Annotated in this window: 17 protein-coding genes and 2 pseudogenes; 3 read left to right on the top strand and 16 right to left on the bottom strand. The window is 40.7% G+C overall.

Features of this window, described 5'->3' with window-relative positions:
- Positions 1–505: 505 nt before the first annotated feature.
- The 5 genes from RMY63_RS05970 to RMY63_RS05950 form a co-directional block, all read right to left on the bottom strand.
- The gene (locus RMY63_RS05970) at positions 506–1,147 is read right to left on the bottom strand and encodes a Uma2 family endonuclease (protein ID WP_322727822.1); all 642 of its coding nucleotides are present in this window, start codon (positions 1,145–1,147) and stop codon (positions 506–508) included.
- A gap of 456 nt (positions 1,148–1,603) precedes the next feature.
- Complete coding sequence (locus RMY63_RS05965) at positions 1,604–2,206, bottom strand: hypothetical protein (RefSeq protein WP_322727821.1); 603 nt, start codon at positions 2,204–2,206, stop codon at positions 1,604–1,606.
- A gap of 45 nt (positions 2,207–2,251) precedes the next feature.
- The gene (locus tag RMY63_RS05960) at positions 2,252–3,277 is read right to left on the bottom strand and encodes a glucokinase (RefSeq protein WP_322727820.1); all 1,026 of its coding nucleotides are present in this window, start codon (positions 3,275–3,277) and stop codon (positions 2,252–2,254) included.
- A gap of 85 nt (positions 3,278–3,362) precedes the next feature.
- Positions 3,363–4,010, bottom strand: a complete 648-nt coding sequence (locus tag RMY63_RS05955; protein ID WP_322727819.1) for a histidine phosphatase family protein — start codon at positions 4,008–4,010, stop codon at positions 3,363–3,365.
- A 156-nt stretch (positions 4,011–4,166) separates the two neighbouring features.
- Positions 4,167–4,703, bottom strand: coding sequence for a hypothetical protein (locus RMY63_RS05950; protein ID WP_322727818.1), 537 nt, complete (start codon positions 4,701–4,703; stop codon positions 4,167–4,169).
- A gap of 37 nt (positions 4,704–4,740) precedes the next feature.
- On the opposite strand from RMY63_RS05950, the pseudogene RMY63_RS05945 reads away from it, so the two are divergent.
- A pseudogene (locus RMY63_RS05945) lies at positions 4,741–4,977 on the top strand (IS701 family transposase); the annotation flags it as partial.
- Positions 4,978–5,119: 142 nt separating this feature from the next.
- Here RMY63_RS05945 and RMY63_RS05940 read toward each other — a convergent pair.
- Complete coding sequence (locus RMY63_RS05940) at positions 5,120–5,359, bottom strand: type II toxin-antitoxin system Phd/YefM family antitoxin (RefSeq protein WP_322727817.1); 240 nt, start codon at positions 5,357–5,359, stop codon at positions 5,120–5,122.
- Positions 5,360–5,394: 35 nt separating this feature from the next.
- Entirely contained in the window at positions 5,395–6,126 is a 732-nt protein-coding gene (locus RMY63_RS05935; protein ID WP_322727816.1) for an ABC transporter ATP-binding protein, read from the bottom strand.
- A gap of 161 nt (positions 6,127–6,287) precedes the next feature.
- Between RMY63_RS05935 and RMY63_RS05930 the strand changes: the two genes are divergently transcribed.
- Positions 6,288–7,127 (top strand): Rpn family recombination-promoting nuclease/putative transposase, encoded by an 840-nt coding sequence (locus tag RMY63_RS05930; RefSeq protein ID WP_322727815.1) that lies wholly within the window; start codon positions 6,288–6,290, stop codon positions 7,125–7,127.
- 48 nt (positions 7,128–7,175) lie between these two features.
- Positions 7,176–7,403: a DUF4351 domain-containing protein gene (locus tag RMY63_RS05925; protein WP_322727814.1), complete on the top strand. Its 228-nt coding sequence runs from the start codon at positions 7,176–7,178 to the stop codon at positions 7,401–7,403.
- A 133-nt stretch (positions 7,404–7,536) separates the two neighbouring features.
- Here the strand turns inward: RMY63_RS05925 and RMY63_RS05920 are convergent.
- The 9 genes and pseudogenes from RMY63_RS05920 to RMY63_RS05880 form a co-directional block, all read right to left on the bottom strand.
- Positions 7,537–7,791: pseudogene (locus tag RMY63_RS05920) on the bottom strand (TonB-dependent receptor domain-containing protein); the annotation flags it as partial.
- Positions 7,792–7,938, bottom strand: a complete 147-nt coding sequence (locus tag RMY63_RS05915) for a hypothetical protein (protein WP_322727812.1) — start codon at positions 7,936–7,938, stop codon at positions 7,792–7,794.
- 10 nt (positions 7,939–7,948) lie between these two features.
- Positions 7,949–10,558: a TonB-dependent siderophore receptor gene (locus tag RMY63_RS05910; protein ID WP_322727959.1), complete on the bottom strand. Its 2,610-nt coding sequence runs from the start codon at positions 10,556–10,558 to the stop codon at positions 7,949–7,951.
- A gap of 160 nt (positions 10,559–10,718) precedes the next feature.
- Positions 10,719–11,711 carry an AraC family transcriptional regulator gene (locus tag RMY63_RS05905; RefSeq protein ID WP_322727811.1) on the bottom strand — a complete coding sequence of 331 codons (993 nt, stop codon included), beginning with the start codon at positions 11,709–11,711 and terminating at the stop codon, positions 10,719–10,721.
- 448 nt (positions 11,712–12,159) lie between these two features.
- Positions 12,160–12,951 (bottom strand): ABC transporter ATP-binding protein, encoded by a 792-nt coding sequence (locus RMY63_RS05900; protein WP_322727810.1) that lies wholly within the window; start codon positions 12,949–12,951, stop codon positions 12,160–12,162.
- Positions 12,952–13,003: 52 nt separating this feature from the next.
- A complete protein-coding gene (locus RMY63_RS05895) occupies positions 13,004–13,951 on the bottom strand; it encodes a branched-chain amino acid ABC transporter permease (protein WP_322727809.1) in 948 nt (315 codons plus the stop codon).
- 49 nt (positions 13,952–14,000) lie between these two features.
- Positions 14,001–14,603, bottom strand: a complete 603-nt coding sequence (locus RMY63_RS05890; protein ID WP_322727808.1) for a Uma2 family endonuclease — start codon at positions 14,601–14,603, stop codon at positions 14,001–14,003.
- 14 nt (positions 14,604–14,617) lie between these two features.
- Positions 14,618–15,568, bottom strand: a complete 951-nt coding sequence (locus RMY63_RS05885; protein WP_322727807.1) for a branched-chain amino acid ABC transporter permease — start codon at positions 15,566–15,568, stop codon at positions 14,618–14,620.
- Between the two features lie 7 nt (positions 15,569–15,575).
- A complete protein-coding gene (locus RMY63_RS05880) occupies positions 15,576–16,817 on the bottom strand; it encodes an ABC transporter substrate-binding protein (protein WP_322727806.1) in 1,242 nt (413 codons plus the stop codon).
- Between the last annotated feature and the right edge of the window lie 807 nt (positions 16,818–17,624).

The raw sequence follows: 17,624 nt of genomic DNA, 5'->3' as shown, positions 1-17,624 counted from the left end.
TATAGAAGCCTGTAAATCTTGCTGTATAAGAATATTTTTTAGTTAGAGGACAAATGGGTAATATGGGATTGTTAAAGCTTTGGGATTAAATTTTTATGAGTCAAATAGCAACCAGACGCATAATTCGCTTCATAGTTGCTTAATCTTCCTTCATACTAGGCATTCGTATTTCTGTATGTCTTCACCTGAAAGGGTGACTTTAGCCACAGCATATTAGTGCAATCCTGAACTATTGGTGAGAAACAAGATCCCCGACTTTTTTGAGAAGCTGGGAATCTACGGCTGGCAATTCTCACAAATCAGTTTTTCAGGAGGCAAGAGATAGGAGGCAGGAGGAACCCACGTTTTAAAACGTGGGACTTAGGCTGTGGACGCTTTGTATCTGGCGCACTTTCCGCTCTTTTCAATTCCTCTTTTAAACTGGGCAATGACCCAGAACTAAAGTTTTTATTCATACTTCTTTTCTCCAGCAAGAACTGCCCTCTGCCTCCTGCCTTCTTTGTAATTATTGCTGAAATTCGGTTAATAACCAAGCACCAACTTGACTTTGATTTATTTGACGAGTTCGCTGTAATGCATCGTTTAATAAAGAAATTGCTAATCCTGGTAATACCTGAGATTCTGTAATCCGCCTACTACCTTGGTTTTCAATAGCAAAAGCCATAACTTGGACATTCTGGACATTTAAAATCCAGTATTCTTTTACTCCTAAATCTTCGTACAAAAGTCGTTTTTCACCTTGATCGTCAGCAAGTGAGGTATTAGCTACTTCAATAACTAAATCTGGTGGCGGATATATATCTAAGTTGATGATAGAAGTGCCGTAGGGAATGACATCAGCATTTTCACCAATATAGTAAGACACATCAGGTTGAGCTTCCTTAAAGTTTGTTTTCCGATATGTACAATTAGTTAAGCCTTTGGCAGGGATGCCTTTAATTGTGCAAAAAAGGTTAACAGCAAAGGCAATAATTGTGTTGTCGCAGGCGTGGTCATGGCCTAGTGGTGGCATTTCAATCCTCATCTGTCCATTGTGGTAGTAGCCTTTGGCTTTTTCGTAGGCAGGATTTTCAATTATTTGGATATATTCATCCCAAGTTGCTGTTATCCAGTTATCGGTTGCTAGTTGGGTCTGTAATTCGCTCATAATATTGCGAAAGAGGAACTTTGACAACGATCATACAAGTTTCATTTTCCAGCATTAAGCTGACACTAAAGCTTTTATTGCATCCTTGCTAACAATTTTCGTAGGGTATGTTATGCCGGCAGCTAACGCACCGATGGTCTACTTTAACAAAACGTGAGTTCGACAAGCCCTTTTTTGACCTCTCCCCCAACCCCTCTCCGACACGGAGAGGGGAGCCAAAACTCTAATTTCTCGTTGCTCCTCCCTTTCCCCGTGGGAGAGGGAGGTTGGGAGGGAGAGGTTCATCGAACTCACGTTAACAAAATACTACTTCAATTAATGATTGCAACACATCCTTGGGTCAAGACGCGATGAATCGCGTCTCTACAAATGGTGTATTTGTCGCATTCTTTTTTACAATTGGTATTAGCCTTGTAATTGATTACAAGGCTAATATATTAGAGGTTGTTAGTTATTTCACTTTTTTAAAACTACATGGAAAGAATTTAAATACCCAGTGATGGTTTTAGCTAGTGTCTTCTGCTGTTTTTTTGTAGTTATTGCCATTACTTGATATAATCTTCCTTCGGCAACATACATTCTACTAATAGTGATTTTACCTCCAGAATTTATGTACTCAATTTCTTTGCCGGGATGATTATTAGAACTACGAATGTTTCGTTGACTAATTAAATTGCTTTTCGTAGTCTTTAAAGCCATATCCCGTGCATTATTAAGTACAGCTTGGGGGTCAGCCATTTGACCGTAACTATAAGGAAAATCATTGTAAGCAACTATGTATGCTACTTGCTGTTTTGGTGGTTGAGCAACAAATATTTCTAGGTTAATTTCTCCCATATAAGTTTTTTGGTATTCGGTGTTTCTGCTGGGGCTTCCCGGCATCAAAATCGTAAAACGTCCATCTGGAGCGGTGTATAACTTCCATTGTGGCTGTACGGGTTGAGAAACGGTTGGTTTGACAACAGCTACCGGAGGTTTGGGTTGACGCGCTTCTACAAAAACAGAGCCACCACAGACTATCGTGGCGGCTATTAGTGGCAACAGACTTTTAACTGTCATATTTTTTGCCCTTTGAGATGCCGATCTCACTGATGATGCCAGCTGTTATAACCTAGCAGCACATAAAGCAGCACCAATTAGGCCGACTTGCGAGTTGAGGATAATATACACTGGGATCTCTTCGAGGAGGCGGCGCATCCTACCTTTTTGGGTGAAATTTAATAAGAAACCACTATTTTGGATTAAGGGCAGGATTTTGGGTGCAATTCCACCAGCAATGTATAAGCCACCGTAAGGTAGAAGTTTCAGGGCGAGATTGCCGGCTTCTGCACCGTAAGCCTCTATAAATAATTGCAAAGTTTGTTCGCAGAGGCGATCGCGTTTTTCTAGTGCAGCCGTACCAATAACAGCACCAGCATCGACACTTTTCTCTTCCTGTCCCGCTTCTTGTTCCCAAGTTCTAACGATTTGGGCGATATCTGGTGATTCGGTAGCAAATTTGCGATCGCGCAAAAATTGGTAAATCGCTACAATTCCCATTCCAGAAACCACACGTTCTACAGAAAGGCGCTGGATATCATGCTTACCTAGCAGGTATTTTAACAGTTGAAACTCGATCTCGTTCCGAGGGGCAAAGTCAGCGTGTCCACCTTCTGAAGAAAAAACTTGATAGTTATTTCCCTGTTTAATTAAAAATCCTTGCCCTAAGCCAGTACCAGCACCAATAATTGCAATCGGGGCTTCGGGTTGAGAATTGCCAACTTGCAACGTGTGCAAGTCTTGTTTTTGTAAACCCAAAATGCCGTAACCAATGGCGGCGAAGTCGTTAATCAAAGAAATATGCGGGATACCCAATTCTTCTTGTAGACGTTCGGTATCTAGGAACCAGACTAAATTGGTCAGTTTGGCAGTATTTTTGACAATAGGGCCGGCGATCGCAAAACAAGCTTTTTCTGGTATGGGTGTATTAGCTTTGACCAAAAACTGCTGCACTATGGGTACTAAATCGGGAAAATCAGCACTGTGGTAACTTTCCTGATAAATAGTATGTAAAGCTGGTGAATCTGATGTTTCAACCAATCGCAGAATAGTTTTCGTCCCGCCGATGTCTCCTGCTAGTAACAAAGTCATAAAATTTATTCGTGAATTAATTACTTTTTTGTGTAGGATATACCCAACGTATCAGAAGCCATGAATGCAGCTCTCTATCAAAGGTTTAAGCAAATCGAATAACTTCTTCTATATGGGTTAAATGGGAAGTATCTCCCGTTAGTTCTAATAACCATTCTGGGTCTTGGCGTACCACTTTTACCAGAGAACATAAAGAAGCTTTAACTTCTGTTTTAGCAATTTCTCCCACCAGCCCCATTGCTCCGCCCAACACAGATGCACCATGCGCCACTAGCAGTATATCCTCTGGGAAGAACTCAGTAGCTAAACATCTAGCAGTTTGTCCAGAACGTTCTCGCACTTTTTCGTGAGTTTCAGGATATTTGGCGGCGATACGCGAAGTATAGCTACTGTCAATTCTGGGGAATAACTTTGCTAATATTGGAGTTGAAAGTCTTTCGGGTTCTTCTGTCATCCAAACTGGATTTAGCCATTCACTCAAACCTGTTTCGAGTTTGATCGATAAGTTGAGCATTTCTGCAACTGCATTTGCCGTTTGTACGGTTCGCAGGAAAGGAGAAGCGAAAATATGACCAATCTTTTCTTTTTTCAAACGTTTAGCTAACTGCTGTGCCTGCACCATACCATCATCTGACAAGGGTGGATCGTAGCGTCGTTCGGCGGTAAGAAACCAATCGGGGTTTACGAAGTCGAGGCGGTTAGCGTGTCTTGCTATCCAGATTATTTGACTCATGGGTTTAATTATTCCGGTGAATAGAATTCGCCGCTAAACAAATATATAGATATCTGCAAGGAGGGCTGCAAATATTAATATATGACAAAAATCGTAATAATATTTAATAATACTAATGATTAGGAAAACTTATCAGTGCTGTCAATGTAGTTTTACTCAAAGCCTTTTTCGCCATTTTTCTAAAGCTACATCAACAAATCCATTTAGAGGTTCATAGTCACCAAAATCAAATACAACATATCTTTTCATTCCAACAGCATATCTTTCAATATCAATTTCCAGTAACTTATATTCTTCATAAACTATAGGCTCATTATTATTAAGCTTTCTCTTCACTCTATTACTGTCTTTACAATATTGCCAAATATATTTAAGATCGGTGGTATACAGCATTTTTTGCTCTCTATTGATAATAGTATGCAGTTTTTCTATTCTGTTGGAAATTAACTTTTTATATGAAGTTATTTTTTCACCAATTCCACTTGGTACATATCCCTCTAACAAAGCATTACCTTGCCAATCTGTCCAAATTCTTGCTCTACTTATGCGGTCACTCTTATTATTTTTTAAACCTAACCATAAAAATATGATTGGTATTCCTTTACTATCAAAGTAAAATTCAGCACAAAACTTACTTGTTTTACTATTACCATTCCCATATTTAAAACTAACACCAGAAGATATTTCTTCCATCCGTTTATCAAAGCTAAGAACCTTTTGACGAATTTGAGATAAAAGAAGTCTAATTAGGCATTTTATCTTAGTTTTTTGTGCCTACACTTTTATTCTTTGGCATCAGATGACTGGAGGTTTAAGACGAAGGTGGGCCTCGAAACCTTTGAACACTTTTGCTGAAGCTTTAGAAGCCTTCCGAACAGCTATGTCTTTTTGCTTTTTTGATTGGCTAACTCTTAATCGTGACGTATTTGCTGCTTATAAAGCTAGTTTGGGCTACATTTGGGCCTAATTTTTGTCTAAGTCCCGTTAACCAACCTAAACGACTACCATGCTTTAAACATCAGTATTGCGAATAATCTCTATAAATGTATTTGACAAACGGCAATCGCTACTAATAAACCACAGGGAAATATGGGTATCTAGCAGAAGTTTCATTTACCCTCAAACTCACTTAGGATATTCTCTGGTAGTGGTTCATCAAAATCATCTGGTACAATAAACTCTCCTGCACATAGTCCGAATGGTCTAGAGGCATCAGGTGCTTTTACCGTCGGCTTAATTTCAGCAACTGGCTTTCCACCACGTAGAATTACAATAGTTTCTCCAGCTTCAACACGCTGAATATAGCCTAAAAAGCCACCTTTTATTTCATCTACGCTAATCCAGTTCATAAGAAACTTATTAGATTATTACTCCACTATAATTATTACCCTAAATAAGCTTTTTTGACTCGCTCATCACTAATTAATTCTGATGCTGCACCTGTTAAGGTAATAGAACCAGCTTCCAAAACATAACCGCGATCGGCAATTTGTAGTGCCAGATTAGCGTTTTGTTCAACTAACAGAATAGTCACGCCTGTAGCACGGAGATTTTCAATAATGGAGAAGATTTCCCGGACGATCGCAGGTGCTAAACCTAAGCTAGGCTCATCTAAAAGTAAGAGTTGTGGTTTACTCATTACAGCACGAGCGATCGCTAACATTTGTTGTTCGCCACCACTGAGGGTTCCTGCTAGTTGATTGCGTCTTTGTGACAAACGCGGAAATAGCTCGAATTGGCGCTGAATATCTGCCTTTATCTCTGCTTGATTAGAGCGAATATAAGCACCCAAAAGTAAATTATCAAATACTGTTTGCCGCGCTAATACTTTGCGTCCTTCAGGACAATGGGCGATGCCAAGTTGTACAACTTCGTGAGTTTGGCGGCGGTTAATATTATGTCCATTATAGATAATTACGCCACTTTTAGGATTAACTACTTTAGATATGGCGCGGAGTGTGGTCGTTTTTCCAGCACCATTAGCACCAATTAAAGTAACTACCTCGCCTTTTTGAATAATTAAATTAATCTTTTTTAGAGCTTGGATGCCGCCATAATTAACATCAAGTTCTTGAACTTCTAAAATTGTATAGTTTGGCTTACTATCGGATTTCATCGGCGGTTTACATCCAGAAATGTTGATTCAAAACCTAAGATACATCAATCATACATTTCTTAAAACAGTGTGTAGACATTGCTTCAACTTAAAAATTAACGCCAGAATACTGCAATCTTTATGATGTACTATTAATTACTGATAAAGATATCAAGCGTCCTGTGGCAAAAGTAGCAGATATTGGTAGCAAGCGACTAATTAATTTAGCTCCCGATGCGTGGGTAAAGTGGGTGACACAGCGTCCTGAAGTTGTGGCGAAAGAAATTCTCGGCTCTGAGTTTCACTGGATTAGCCGGGAAACAGATGTGTTGGTGAAAGCATACAGCGCCACTCACGGAGATTTTCTCGTACTCAATGAACTACAGTTGCGTTACACAACACAGATGCCTCTACGGATGAGAGCCTATGCTGCCTTGGCACAAGAACGCTACCGATTGCCAACTTACCCAGTACTAATCAACATTTTACCGCCCCCATCCACCTTAACTATTGTCAATAGTTACGAGCAGGAATTTTTGGGATTACGTGCCATTCAAGATTATCGCGTGATTAATTTGTGGGAAATCGATGCTGAGATAGTATTTCAGCAACCATTACCATCGTTGTTACCCTTTGTGCCAATCCTGCAAGGAGGGGGAGAGGTATCGGTTGTGCAACGCGCATTACAGGCGCTACGAGCAGATGCACAGTTGAACGAGTTAGAATCATTGCTGGCATTTTTTGCTAGCTTTGTGTTAGACACTCCTTTAGTACAACAAATCATGAGGTGGGATATGGCAGTATTGCGAGAATCGCCTTGGTATAACGAAATTGAGCAAAGAGGTATTCAACAGGGTGCGCGACGGCAGTTAATCCGGGTATTAGAACAACGCTTTGGCGAAATTCCCCATGAAGTGGAAGTCAGGTTTGAGGGCGAGAGTGTGGAAAAATTAGAAAATTTAATGGATAGTGCGATCGCAGTGAATTCTTTAGACGAATTTGTGAGTATTTTGTTTATATAAATTTCACAGGTGCGATCGCCTTTAGTGCAACAAATCATCAGGTAGGATATGGCAGTATTGCGAGAATCGCCTTGGTATAACGAAATTGAGCAAAGAGGTATTCAACAGGGTGCGCGACGGCAGTTAATCCGGGTATTAGAACAACGCTTTGGCGAAATTCCCCATGAAGTGGAAGTCAGGTTTGAGGGCGAGAGTGTGGAAAAATTAGAAAATTTAATGGATAGTGCGATCGCAGTGAATTCTTTAGACGAATTTGTGAGTATTTTGTCTATTTGAGCAGGTGCGATCGCCTTTAGATTTCTCACAATTATATCTGCCTAAATTATTCAAATCTTCAAGGGAATTGGGCGATCGCTCCGGTAAGCTGCGCTAACGCTCAATTTAAAGACTGATTGCCCTCTAGCGGGATTTAAAATTGCACTGAAACTATACTATCGGCACTTTCAAAGTAATAAACATCAAATAAGTTCTTGATATTCAGCCCAACTCGCCAGTTGTCGCGGCGGTAATAAATGGCTGCATCGGTTCGCACATAGCTAGGCAACGTGAATGTATTCTCCAAGTTTCCCTGGCGATCGCCCACAAAAAATAATCCACCGCCAAATCCCAACCCTTTGTAATTTCCTGTTTGAATTTCATAGGTTGTCCATAAACTGGTACTGTTTCAGGCAACATTACTCGGTTCATTATCCTTGTACTCTGGTCTGGTATCTTCAGTGATTTCCGGATCAATCAACGAAAATTCTGTGCGATCGCGCCACATGCCAAAAACTATTGGCGTATTTTGAATAGCTTCACGATCAATATCCACAATATTCTCATTAAAGCTGCCACGAAATCGTGCCCTGCACCGTGAACGGCTCACCAGGAAGAACCGTCAAATCACTAAAGGCACTTTCAAAATAATCGACATTGAACAGATTTCTAAAATTAAGGGCGGCGCGCAGCCGATCGCGCTTGTAAAAAATCGCGGCGTCCGTCCGTAGATAGCTGGGAATTTGAAAGCTATTCTCTAAATCGGCTTGCCGCTCTCCGACAAAGAACAAGCCCACGCCCACACCAAAGCCTTGCAAGGAACCGCGCTGAATTTCATAGCTTGTCCACAGGTTGAAGGCATTTTTAGGGACATTAGCCAAAAGATTGCCCACATTCGGGGTGTTGTCTTCGGTGATTTGGGCATCCGTGTAAGCATAGCCTGCAATGATGTTCCACCCTGGCAGAATTTCGCCGCCAATGCTGAATTCAACACCTCGGCTGCGCTGCTCACCCGTTAGGATAGAGAAGCCTAAATGGGCTGGATCTGGATCTGGATCATCGGTCGCAATATTAGAGCGGGTCAGGTCGTAGAAGGCAAGGGTTGCCGAAATTCGCTCATTCAAATCTGCCTTGACCCCAACCTCATACTGGGTACCCCGCTCTGGTTGAAAAACGCTACCATCAAAGGCGGTGCCGCTATTTGGAGTAAATGAGCGACTGTAGCTGGCATAGAGGGAAATGGGTTTAATGGGCTGATAAACAATACCGACACGCGGACTGAAGGCATCGTTGGATTGATTGGTGGTATCTGTCAGAAAACGACTGGTTTGCTCAGACAGATCAAACCGCCCGCCCAGCAACAACTTGAGATTCTCTGCCAGCGTCACCTGATCTTGAATATAAATCCCTAGAGTATCTGTTCTGCCTGCACCATCAAAAAGGAAGGTGAAAGGTCCAGCAACAGGTCGGCGATACACAGGGTTGAACAGGTCTATTGGTGAAGGTGCAGCAAACCTGGAGTATCCTAAGAACGATCTGCTCAAATCGACACCAAGGGCTAGCTGATGACTAATTGAACCCGTTGAGAATCTGCCAGTCAGATTGACGTTTAGATCGTAGTCGTCGTAATCGGCAGAATTGATAAGAGCATTACGATTTAAGGTTCGATTATTGGGGTCAAGACCACTAACAAGAGGGTATGACTCATTTCCATTTTCACCTCTTTGAACTCTCACCCGAAATGCATTTTGTAATGACCAGTTGTCGCTGAACTGATGCTCCAACCGATAGCCCACTCTAGTCAAAGTGCTATCAATAACACCATCAGGCTCTCCAGCGAAACGATTGCGCGGAATGCGACCATTGGGGTTGGGAAGTATTGTACCAGCTGCTGGCAAGCCTTGGTATAAAGGACTGCTTGCCTCTGTATACTCGCCTTCCAAGATTAAGCGAGTTCGCTTCCCAATCGCCCAACTTACGACTGGTGCAATCGCGAATTCCTTCCGCTCAAAAAAATCAACAAAACTCTTTCTATCTAGGTAGGATGTGTTAAGGCGATACAGCACCGTCTTGGAGTCGTTCAATGGCCCTGATAAATCAATACCACCCTTATAGAAGTCATAATTGCCAATCGTAGCATCAATGGCATAAAAGGGATCGCGTAGTGGTTGTTTCGTTACCTGGTTGATGGTTCCACCCGGATTAGCTGCTCCGTAAAGCACGGAAGCCGGACCCTTGAGGACTTCGATTCTTTCAATATTGGGGATTTCCGAGAGTATATCTCCACCGTCTCTTAGTCCATCTCTGAGAAAACTACTACCGCTGCGGGCTGTGGTATCAAAGCCTCGAATAGTAAACCCAACGTTTTGGGTGGCATCTGAAGAAGTATTTGAAATTACCCCAGGAACGTTTCTCAGAGCTTCGTTGAGGGAATTGACGTTTTGATCGCGCAGCACTTCTTGGGGAATGACTTGAATCGATTGGGGAATGTCACGCAAGGGGGTATCGGTTCGCGTTCCCACACTGGCATTCGGTACGCGATAGCCATCTTGCTCACCCGTCACTACCAGCTCAATTGGCTCCTCACCCTGCGCTGATGGTTGCTCTGGTGGGGTTTGGTTCGCTGGCTGCTCTACTTGAGGTGTTTGTTGAGTTGGTGGCTGCTGTGCAGTAGATGCAGCAGTTGTCAACCCAAAAATCAAACCTTCATCACTGTCAAATAACTCGACTGTTGGTGAGCTTGCCTCACCGATCACCGTTACCCGGATCGTGTTATCATCAAAATTTGTTACAGAAATTTCAGTAATTCCCGCAAGTGGTTTTTCAGAACGGAATGTAAATCCATCACCATTGGGTAAACGCAGTTGAGCATTAGGAATATCAGCAATAAAACTATTACCAGCACTGCGATTAGTAACTTGCAACTGTTCCCCTTTGGTGGTTTGTAGAATCACCTCCACACCTTTAGCGGTGGGATTTGCCTTCACTTGCGTCACTTGCACAACTTCACGAATCGGTGTTGCTTGTGGGGTTGACGATTGAGAAAACAACCCGTTAACATTGGTGGCTGGGCGTTCAATCTCGCTCAGTCGCTTAATTGTTGTAATTACTGTTAGCGAATTTTGTTTCACTTGTGCCTGTACAGATTGTGCCATGAACAACGGCAGAAAACTCATCCCCAACCACAGCCAAATATTAAATGACAACCCTTGAATCCTCACAATAATTCCCCACACTCCAGTAACCAAAACCCTCTTGTTGAGAAGATTTATAAATAAACTCGAAATGTAGATTAGAGGAATTGCAGCAGTCGCGTCTACCCCAATACAGAACTAATCATCGCCAAACAGACTTTTTCCCTAATAAACACTGACTTGGAGAGATACCAAACTGACGTTTAAAAGCAGCACTAAAGTGTGTGGGATTGGAGTAACCAGTCATAATTGCCACTTCTAGGACTGTGCGATCGCCTTCTTGGAGCCAGCGTTTTGCTCGTTCCATACGTCTATCTGTCAAGTAACCAAATACGGTAGCACCAAAGAGTCGCTGAAAACCACGTTGAAGGGTGCGATCGCTTACTCCCACCTGTTGTGCTAATTCTAATAATGATGGTGGATTTCCTAGACGCGAGAGTAAAATTTCTCTTGCTTGATATATCCGCTCGACTGTTCCGGCTCTAAATCGCGGTTGCGATCGCAGTCCACCTTGATCGGTAATTATCGGAGCTAACTGCGACGCGATCATCTCCAGTGCTTTCACCTGCAAATACATCCGCTTCATAACCCCTGTGTAAGAACAGTTGATAATTTGCTCTACTACCCCTTTTACTGTAGGTGTAATTTGAGGATAAAGTAATGTCTGCCAGTCATTACCTTTTGCCAGCAAGTACAACTCTGGCATCATTTCGCCATCCTTTGTAGGAAAAAATTTTCCCAACAACTCTGGCTGCATACCGATACCAACACCCACAAACCTCTGGGACTTTTGCGCCTCAAATATCATTCCCCGTTGAACACCACTACCAGAAATCAGCGTATGTTTTTTATCAAGCTGTCCTCCATAATTCTCTGTTTCGATGCCTGAAAGAAAAACGCAAAATTCTAAGGGATGATCGCAATCGAGAGTTTTAATCTGGACATTATCGTGGTATTTATAGTCTAAAATCGAAAGCCAAAGATGTGGATACACTTCAATACTTCGCACATAACCTGTACCTAGTTGCTTAGGTATTTGAAAAAGAAATTCATTTGATTCTGGATTTTGCTGGCTGTTCAGTTTAGCTTCTGCCCACAGTTCCAGATCCTCTTTGTGTGTCAGGGTAATTGTCATGGTTAATGATAATGATAAAAATTATCAACAATTATAGGTTAATATGACGTTAGCAAACGCTTGCCGGAGGTATGGCTTATAGCAGTTCTCAGTGACCACACAAGCCACGCGTAGGCGTAGCCAGCCGTAGCATCACCCAAATTTTTTCATAACTCATTCTTAATAACTTGCGATCGCACAACCCCATTACTAGCCGTTACCAACATTGCGGACGAATAAATTGATGCTACAAATTACGGAAATTAGATATATAGAGTTTTTGAAGGCAATTTTAGGGAATGTTGTAACTGCAAATAATATTGACGAACTATAGCAATCCTATCTGATTTGTGAAAATTCTCGGTGTCCAGATCCCCGACTTCGTAAAAGTTGTCGGGGCTCTAACTTTTCATGAATGATTTAGGATTGCTATACAACAGATTTTGTAATTTAAGCAGATAGTTAGATATCATTCATTTCCCAAATAAGCTTCAATTACAGCCGGATTATTTCTAACTATAGATGGTTCACCCAATGCGATCAATTGCCCAAAATCTAACACGGCAATGCGATCGCACAAACCCATAACCAATGGTACATGGTGTTCTATAAGGATGATCGTCAAATTGAAGTCATTGCGAAGGCTGCGAATAAATGCACTCAATTGCTGCTTTTCGTTGGGGTTCATCCCCGCCGCAGGTTCATCGAGAAGTAAAATTTGCGGTTCTAATGCTAAAGCACGGGCAATTTCTAAGCGACGTTGATCGCCATAGGCAAAATTTTTGGCTTTTTCGTCAGCGCGATCGCTTAATCCCACCAAATCCAATAAATCTAAAGCTTTTTGTTTAGTCTTCAATTCTTCACTAGGCGCTGGTGGTAATCCCAAAACTCCTGCAATCATATTACTTTTAGTGTGTAAATGTCGGGCGACGATCACATTTTCTAACGCTGATAATTCCCCAAATAAACGAATATTTTGGAAGGTACGAGCTATACCTAAAGCAGCAATTTGATGGGGGCGCAGTTGGGAAATTCCAGCACCTTGATAAATTAATTGACCGCTAGAAGGTGGAATGAAGGCAGTAATCAAATTAAACAGTGTTGTTTTGCCAGCACCATTAGGGCCAATCAGTCCAAAAATCTCATGTTTATTTACACTAAAAGATACATTATTTACCGCTAATAAACCACCAAAGCGACGAGTTAATGCTCTTGCTTCTAAAACAATACTACTATTATTTTCTGGAATACTATGTGCCATTTTTGCATATTATTATGAATAATAAGACTTACGCAATAACTCTCTGAAACTCTTACTCCTTTGCGTCCTTGGCGTACTTGACGGTTCGTTTTTTCCTTTGAAAAATATCTGGAGTAATTAGCCCTTGGGGGAAAAAGATTGTACCTATTACTATTAAAAAGCCAAAAATAATTAATCTACCATCTCGCAAAAACTGTGCTAACCAGTTAGGTAAACCACCAGTATCAGCTAGGCTTCGCAGAATCTCTGGTAAGGCTGTAAATACCATCCCTCCAATTACCGGGCCTAAAAAAGTTCTCGAACCACCAATTAAAACAAAAGTTAAATATATAATACTCGCATCAAAAGTACCTTGACGAGCATTCCAGGTATTGAGGAAGTGAGCGCTAATTGCACCTACAACCCCTGCAAGCATAGCCCCTAACGTAAACGCCAAAACTTTGTAATAAGTGGGAGCAATTCCCATTGCACTCGCAGCTAATTCATCTTCGCGGAGCGCGATAAAAGCCCTTCCGACGCGGATACGTTCTAAACGATAAAGTAGTACCATACTAATTAATAGTAATGGCAAAGCAATCCATAAATATTCAAGTTGTGTTTGGAAAGGTTGAGGAATACCAAAAATTCCGACAGCACCACCTGTAATATCTAAATTCAGGGAGATGACACGTAGAACTTCCACAAAAGCGATAGTTGCGATCGCTAAATAAATTCCTCGTAATCTCAACGCTGGAATTCCAACTATTATACCCAATAAACCAGAAATTACACCTGCAATTAACATCTCCAATAACAACAATGGAATGGGGAATAAACTACTGCTAGATATAAAAACTTTTGTGGATAAAATTGCTGCAATATATCCACCTAAAGCATAAAATCCTGGACTAGCTAAAGACAATTGTCCTGTCATTAGGGGTAAATAGAGTGATAACCCTAATAATGCCCCCAATACCATAGAGACAATTAAAGAAGCGTAAGTAGCGAAAAAATCAGCCATTTTAATACATTTTGATTAAGCTTAATCAAACTATTGCTTTTATCAACTTTTAAGCTGTTAATATTTGCTCTGCTGTCAGCGTCAGTTCAGGAAAAGTTCGTGACACAATACTTTCTGAACCTCTAAAATGTGTGCATTGGTATTTACCCTCATCATTTAATAGAAAAACAAACACAGCCGGAACTTTTGGATTTCCCAAATACTCTCTTAGTCCAATTGCTAAATAATCTACAATCCAATATTCTGTAATACCTAAGCGTTGATATTCATCCAATTTATCAATGTAGTCATCTTCCCAATTAGTTGATGTCACTTCTACAGCTAATTGGATGGGTTCTTCAAGTGCAGCATAAGCAGAACGATTTGATCGCCATTTATCTTTATCTATGACACTTACATCAGGCTTGCGCCCTTGCTCTATGCCATTAGCAGTTATAGTTTTAAACACTGCTGTGTTATTAACTACATAATTTAGATTTACTCGTCTAATTTCATCATTGAAACCAAACAATAGAAAATTAGCGACATCATCATGATTTCTGGTTGCACGCACTTCTACAATTTCTCCATCTACAAGTTCATATAAACCTTCTTCTGGACACTGTTCTAAAAATTGGTCAAAAGTTAATTTTTGTTTGGTGTATGTTTTCATAATGCTACGTCTATTTAAACTTTTTGAATAAACCGCCGTCCTAGCAAACCTTGTGGTCTAACTAATAGCATGATAAACAAAATTGCAAAGGCTACTGCGTCTTTATATCCAGAGTATTCGGCGGGTACAAACGCCTCCACTAATCCAATTACTAAACCTCCCACCACTGCGCCGGGAATACTACCTAAACCACCTAAAACAATTACTGCTAAACCCCGCAAACCAAAAGCAATGCCGAAATATGGCCCTGCAATACTAACACTAGAGGCGACTAAAGTCCCTGCTAATCCTGCTAAAAAACTGCTGATGAAGAATGTTAGGATGATAAAGCGATCGCTATTAATTCCTAACAAACTAGCTGTAGTTGGATCTTCTGCGATCGCTTGCATTGCCTTACCATATTTAGTTCGATTGATAAAATAGGTAAGAATTGCCACAATCACCACTGATACAGTAAAAATTACCACCTGAACACTGCGAATCGGAATTGGGTTTTCTGAACTACCAAAGTTAATTGCAGGTGGTAAATTCCCGTAAGTATTTGCAGGGTACGTGTAACTTTCCGCGCCTATTAAATACTGGATTAAATTCACAATTACCACTGCTACCCCCAAGCTGGAAACAACAGTTAGCAAAGGATCAGATCCTTGACGGCGCAAAGGTTGAAAAGCAACACGTTCCATCACTACCCCTACTAATCCCGCCAAGGTGCTTGCTAAAATCAAGGATATAGCAAATGGTAATTTTATCGGTAAGACTGCATTAGCCAGCAAGCCATTAAATCCAAAATTCCCACCCATCAGTGCATAAGTGAAATATGCACCCAAGGTAAAAATCGCACCATGAGCTAAATTAATGATGCCCAAAATAGAATAAACTAAGGTGTATCCCAAAGCAAAAATTGCATAGATACTACCTATAGATAATCCGTTCAAAAATTGTTGCAGAAATATAGTTATATTCATATTGCAACTATTTTATAAATACGAACTTTCCAGTGTTCCCATCTTTATCCATCTTAATTTGGGCGACGTAAAATTCTTTTTGAACTACATCACCTGCTGGTGTAAAAGCAATCTCGCCTAAAGGAGTATTATACTTTCCAGCGAGTAGTTGCTTGTTCAATTCTGTACGCAGTTTATCAAGAGGTAATGTGCTGATTTTGGTTTTTTTATCCAACTCTTTAAGAGCTTCAACATACACCTGCACCGCAGCAAAAGATTGACCAGTAAATTGGGCTGGTTCTTTCTTGTATTGCTCAATATAAGCTTGGCGAAATATTTTATTAATCTCACCAGGATATTCAGGACTGTAAGCTTGAGCAATCAGCACACCATCGCAAAGTGCTTTACACACTGATAAAACATTTGGTGTATTCAGACCATTACCACCAATAATTATGCCTTTATAACCCAGTTCTCGCAGTTGTCGCACTAAGTTACCACCATCAGCAGCTAGTCCCGAAATAATTACTAAATCTGGTTTTAAGTTAATTGCACTGGTAGCTTGAGCTTGAAAGTCTGTATCAGTAGTTTGGAACTTTTGAACTGTTACTAATTCTAGCCCTTGGTCTTTAACTGTTTGTTGAAAAATCTCTGTTTCTGATTTGTTAAATGCATCATTCTGAGCGTAAAAAACTGCCACTCTTTTAATTTTAGGATTTTGCTTCAGTGCAGCTTTCACCGAATTAGGGGCAACAATAGAGACGGGGGCAGATACACGAGCTACATAATCACCAATTTCTGGAATTCCTTTTGCGGTATTTGATGCTCCAATAACTGGCACTTTAGCACGTTCGGCGATGGGGTCAGCACTAAAAGCTTGTTGTGACAAAGTAGGACCAACAATACCGACAACTTTATCTTTGTTAATTAAAGTTTGAAAAGCATTAATTGCTCCAGCTTCATCACCGCTAGTATCTTGGTTTACCAATTTAATCGGAGTACCATTAATACCACCTTTACTATTAAAATACTTCTCGGCAATTCTGGCTCCAACAAATCCCTCTTGACCAAGTAATGCTACGTTGCTGGTTTGTGCTAAGGCAATACCGATGGGAATAGCACCTGATGTAGCCGTTGTCTGGGTGGTGTTAGTTGTAGTAGTATTTGGAGAATTTGTGACAGTCACAGGGCCACCGCCACCACCACAGCCTGTTAGTAGCAAAGCGCAAGTTGATAATAATGCTGTTGTCTGAGCGATCGCGTTGTTCATCGTTGGATAATCATCTAGTTATGAGATATTCGGCAAAAGTTAATAGTAAATTTCATAATCTGCAAATAAAATGACGCAGATTTCCACTTTTGCACGAATTCTATTAAATCATTCTTATTTGAACATGCAAACACAAATATGCAAAGTGTTTGTAAATACAAATTATAATTAGCCATAATTTTACCATTCCCAGGTACAACTTGGGAATCGTTAAGCGTGAGCGCCCTCAAGTGTCAGATGTTCGAGTCAAACTTAGGTGTCTGAAATCATGCAGCCGATCAGGGGCAGAATATCAAACTAAGTTGATAGATGATTTGTTCAGACTTAAACTCTGGTATAAACAAACTTTTACCTAAAGTTTACTTTGGTAGAGTTTCATTCGACCAGTGTTGATGCAACGGCTGAATAATAGCAGTTTTATCGCACGAAGGTTCTGAGTTAGAACTAGATAATGTAAAGGTTTGTAACTGATTTCTATAGTTTTTATAACTGAAATTCAATCGAAAATAGGTACGTGTTTTTATCGTACAATACCAGTCAAACTGAAAAAAAATTCAGAAATTAAAACTTGACATCTGTCTAAATCTTTCCAACAAAACACACAGCAGTATTAAGGAGGAAGACATTAGATTCTATGAACAGGAAATTTACAATTTTCGCAGGCACAACATCGGTAATTTTATCTCTGGTAAGCCAACCAGTTCTTGCCGTTTGGAGTGGGCCTCAGAGTCTGGGAGGTATAGCCACCTCAGATCCTAGTTGTGCTTCCTTAGGCACAAGCCAGGTTATTTGTGGCGTATTAGGAAC

It is taken from the genome of Nostoc sp. ChiQUE01b, assembly GCF_034531255.1.
Classification (GTDB): domain Bacteria; phylum Cyanobacteriota; class Cyanobacteriia; order Cyanobacteriales; family Nostocaceae; genus Nostoc.
Note: the sequence above shows the minus strand (reverse complement) of the source record. Positions and strands in the feature narration are given on the sequence as shown.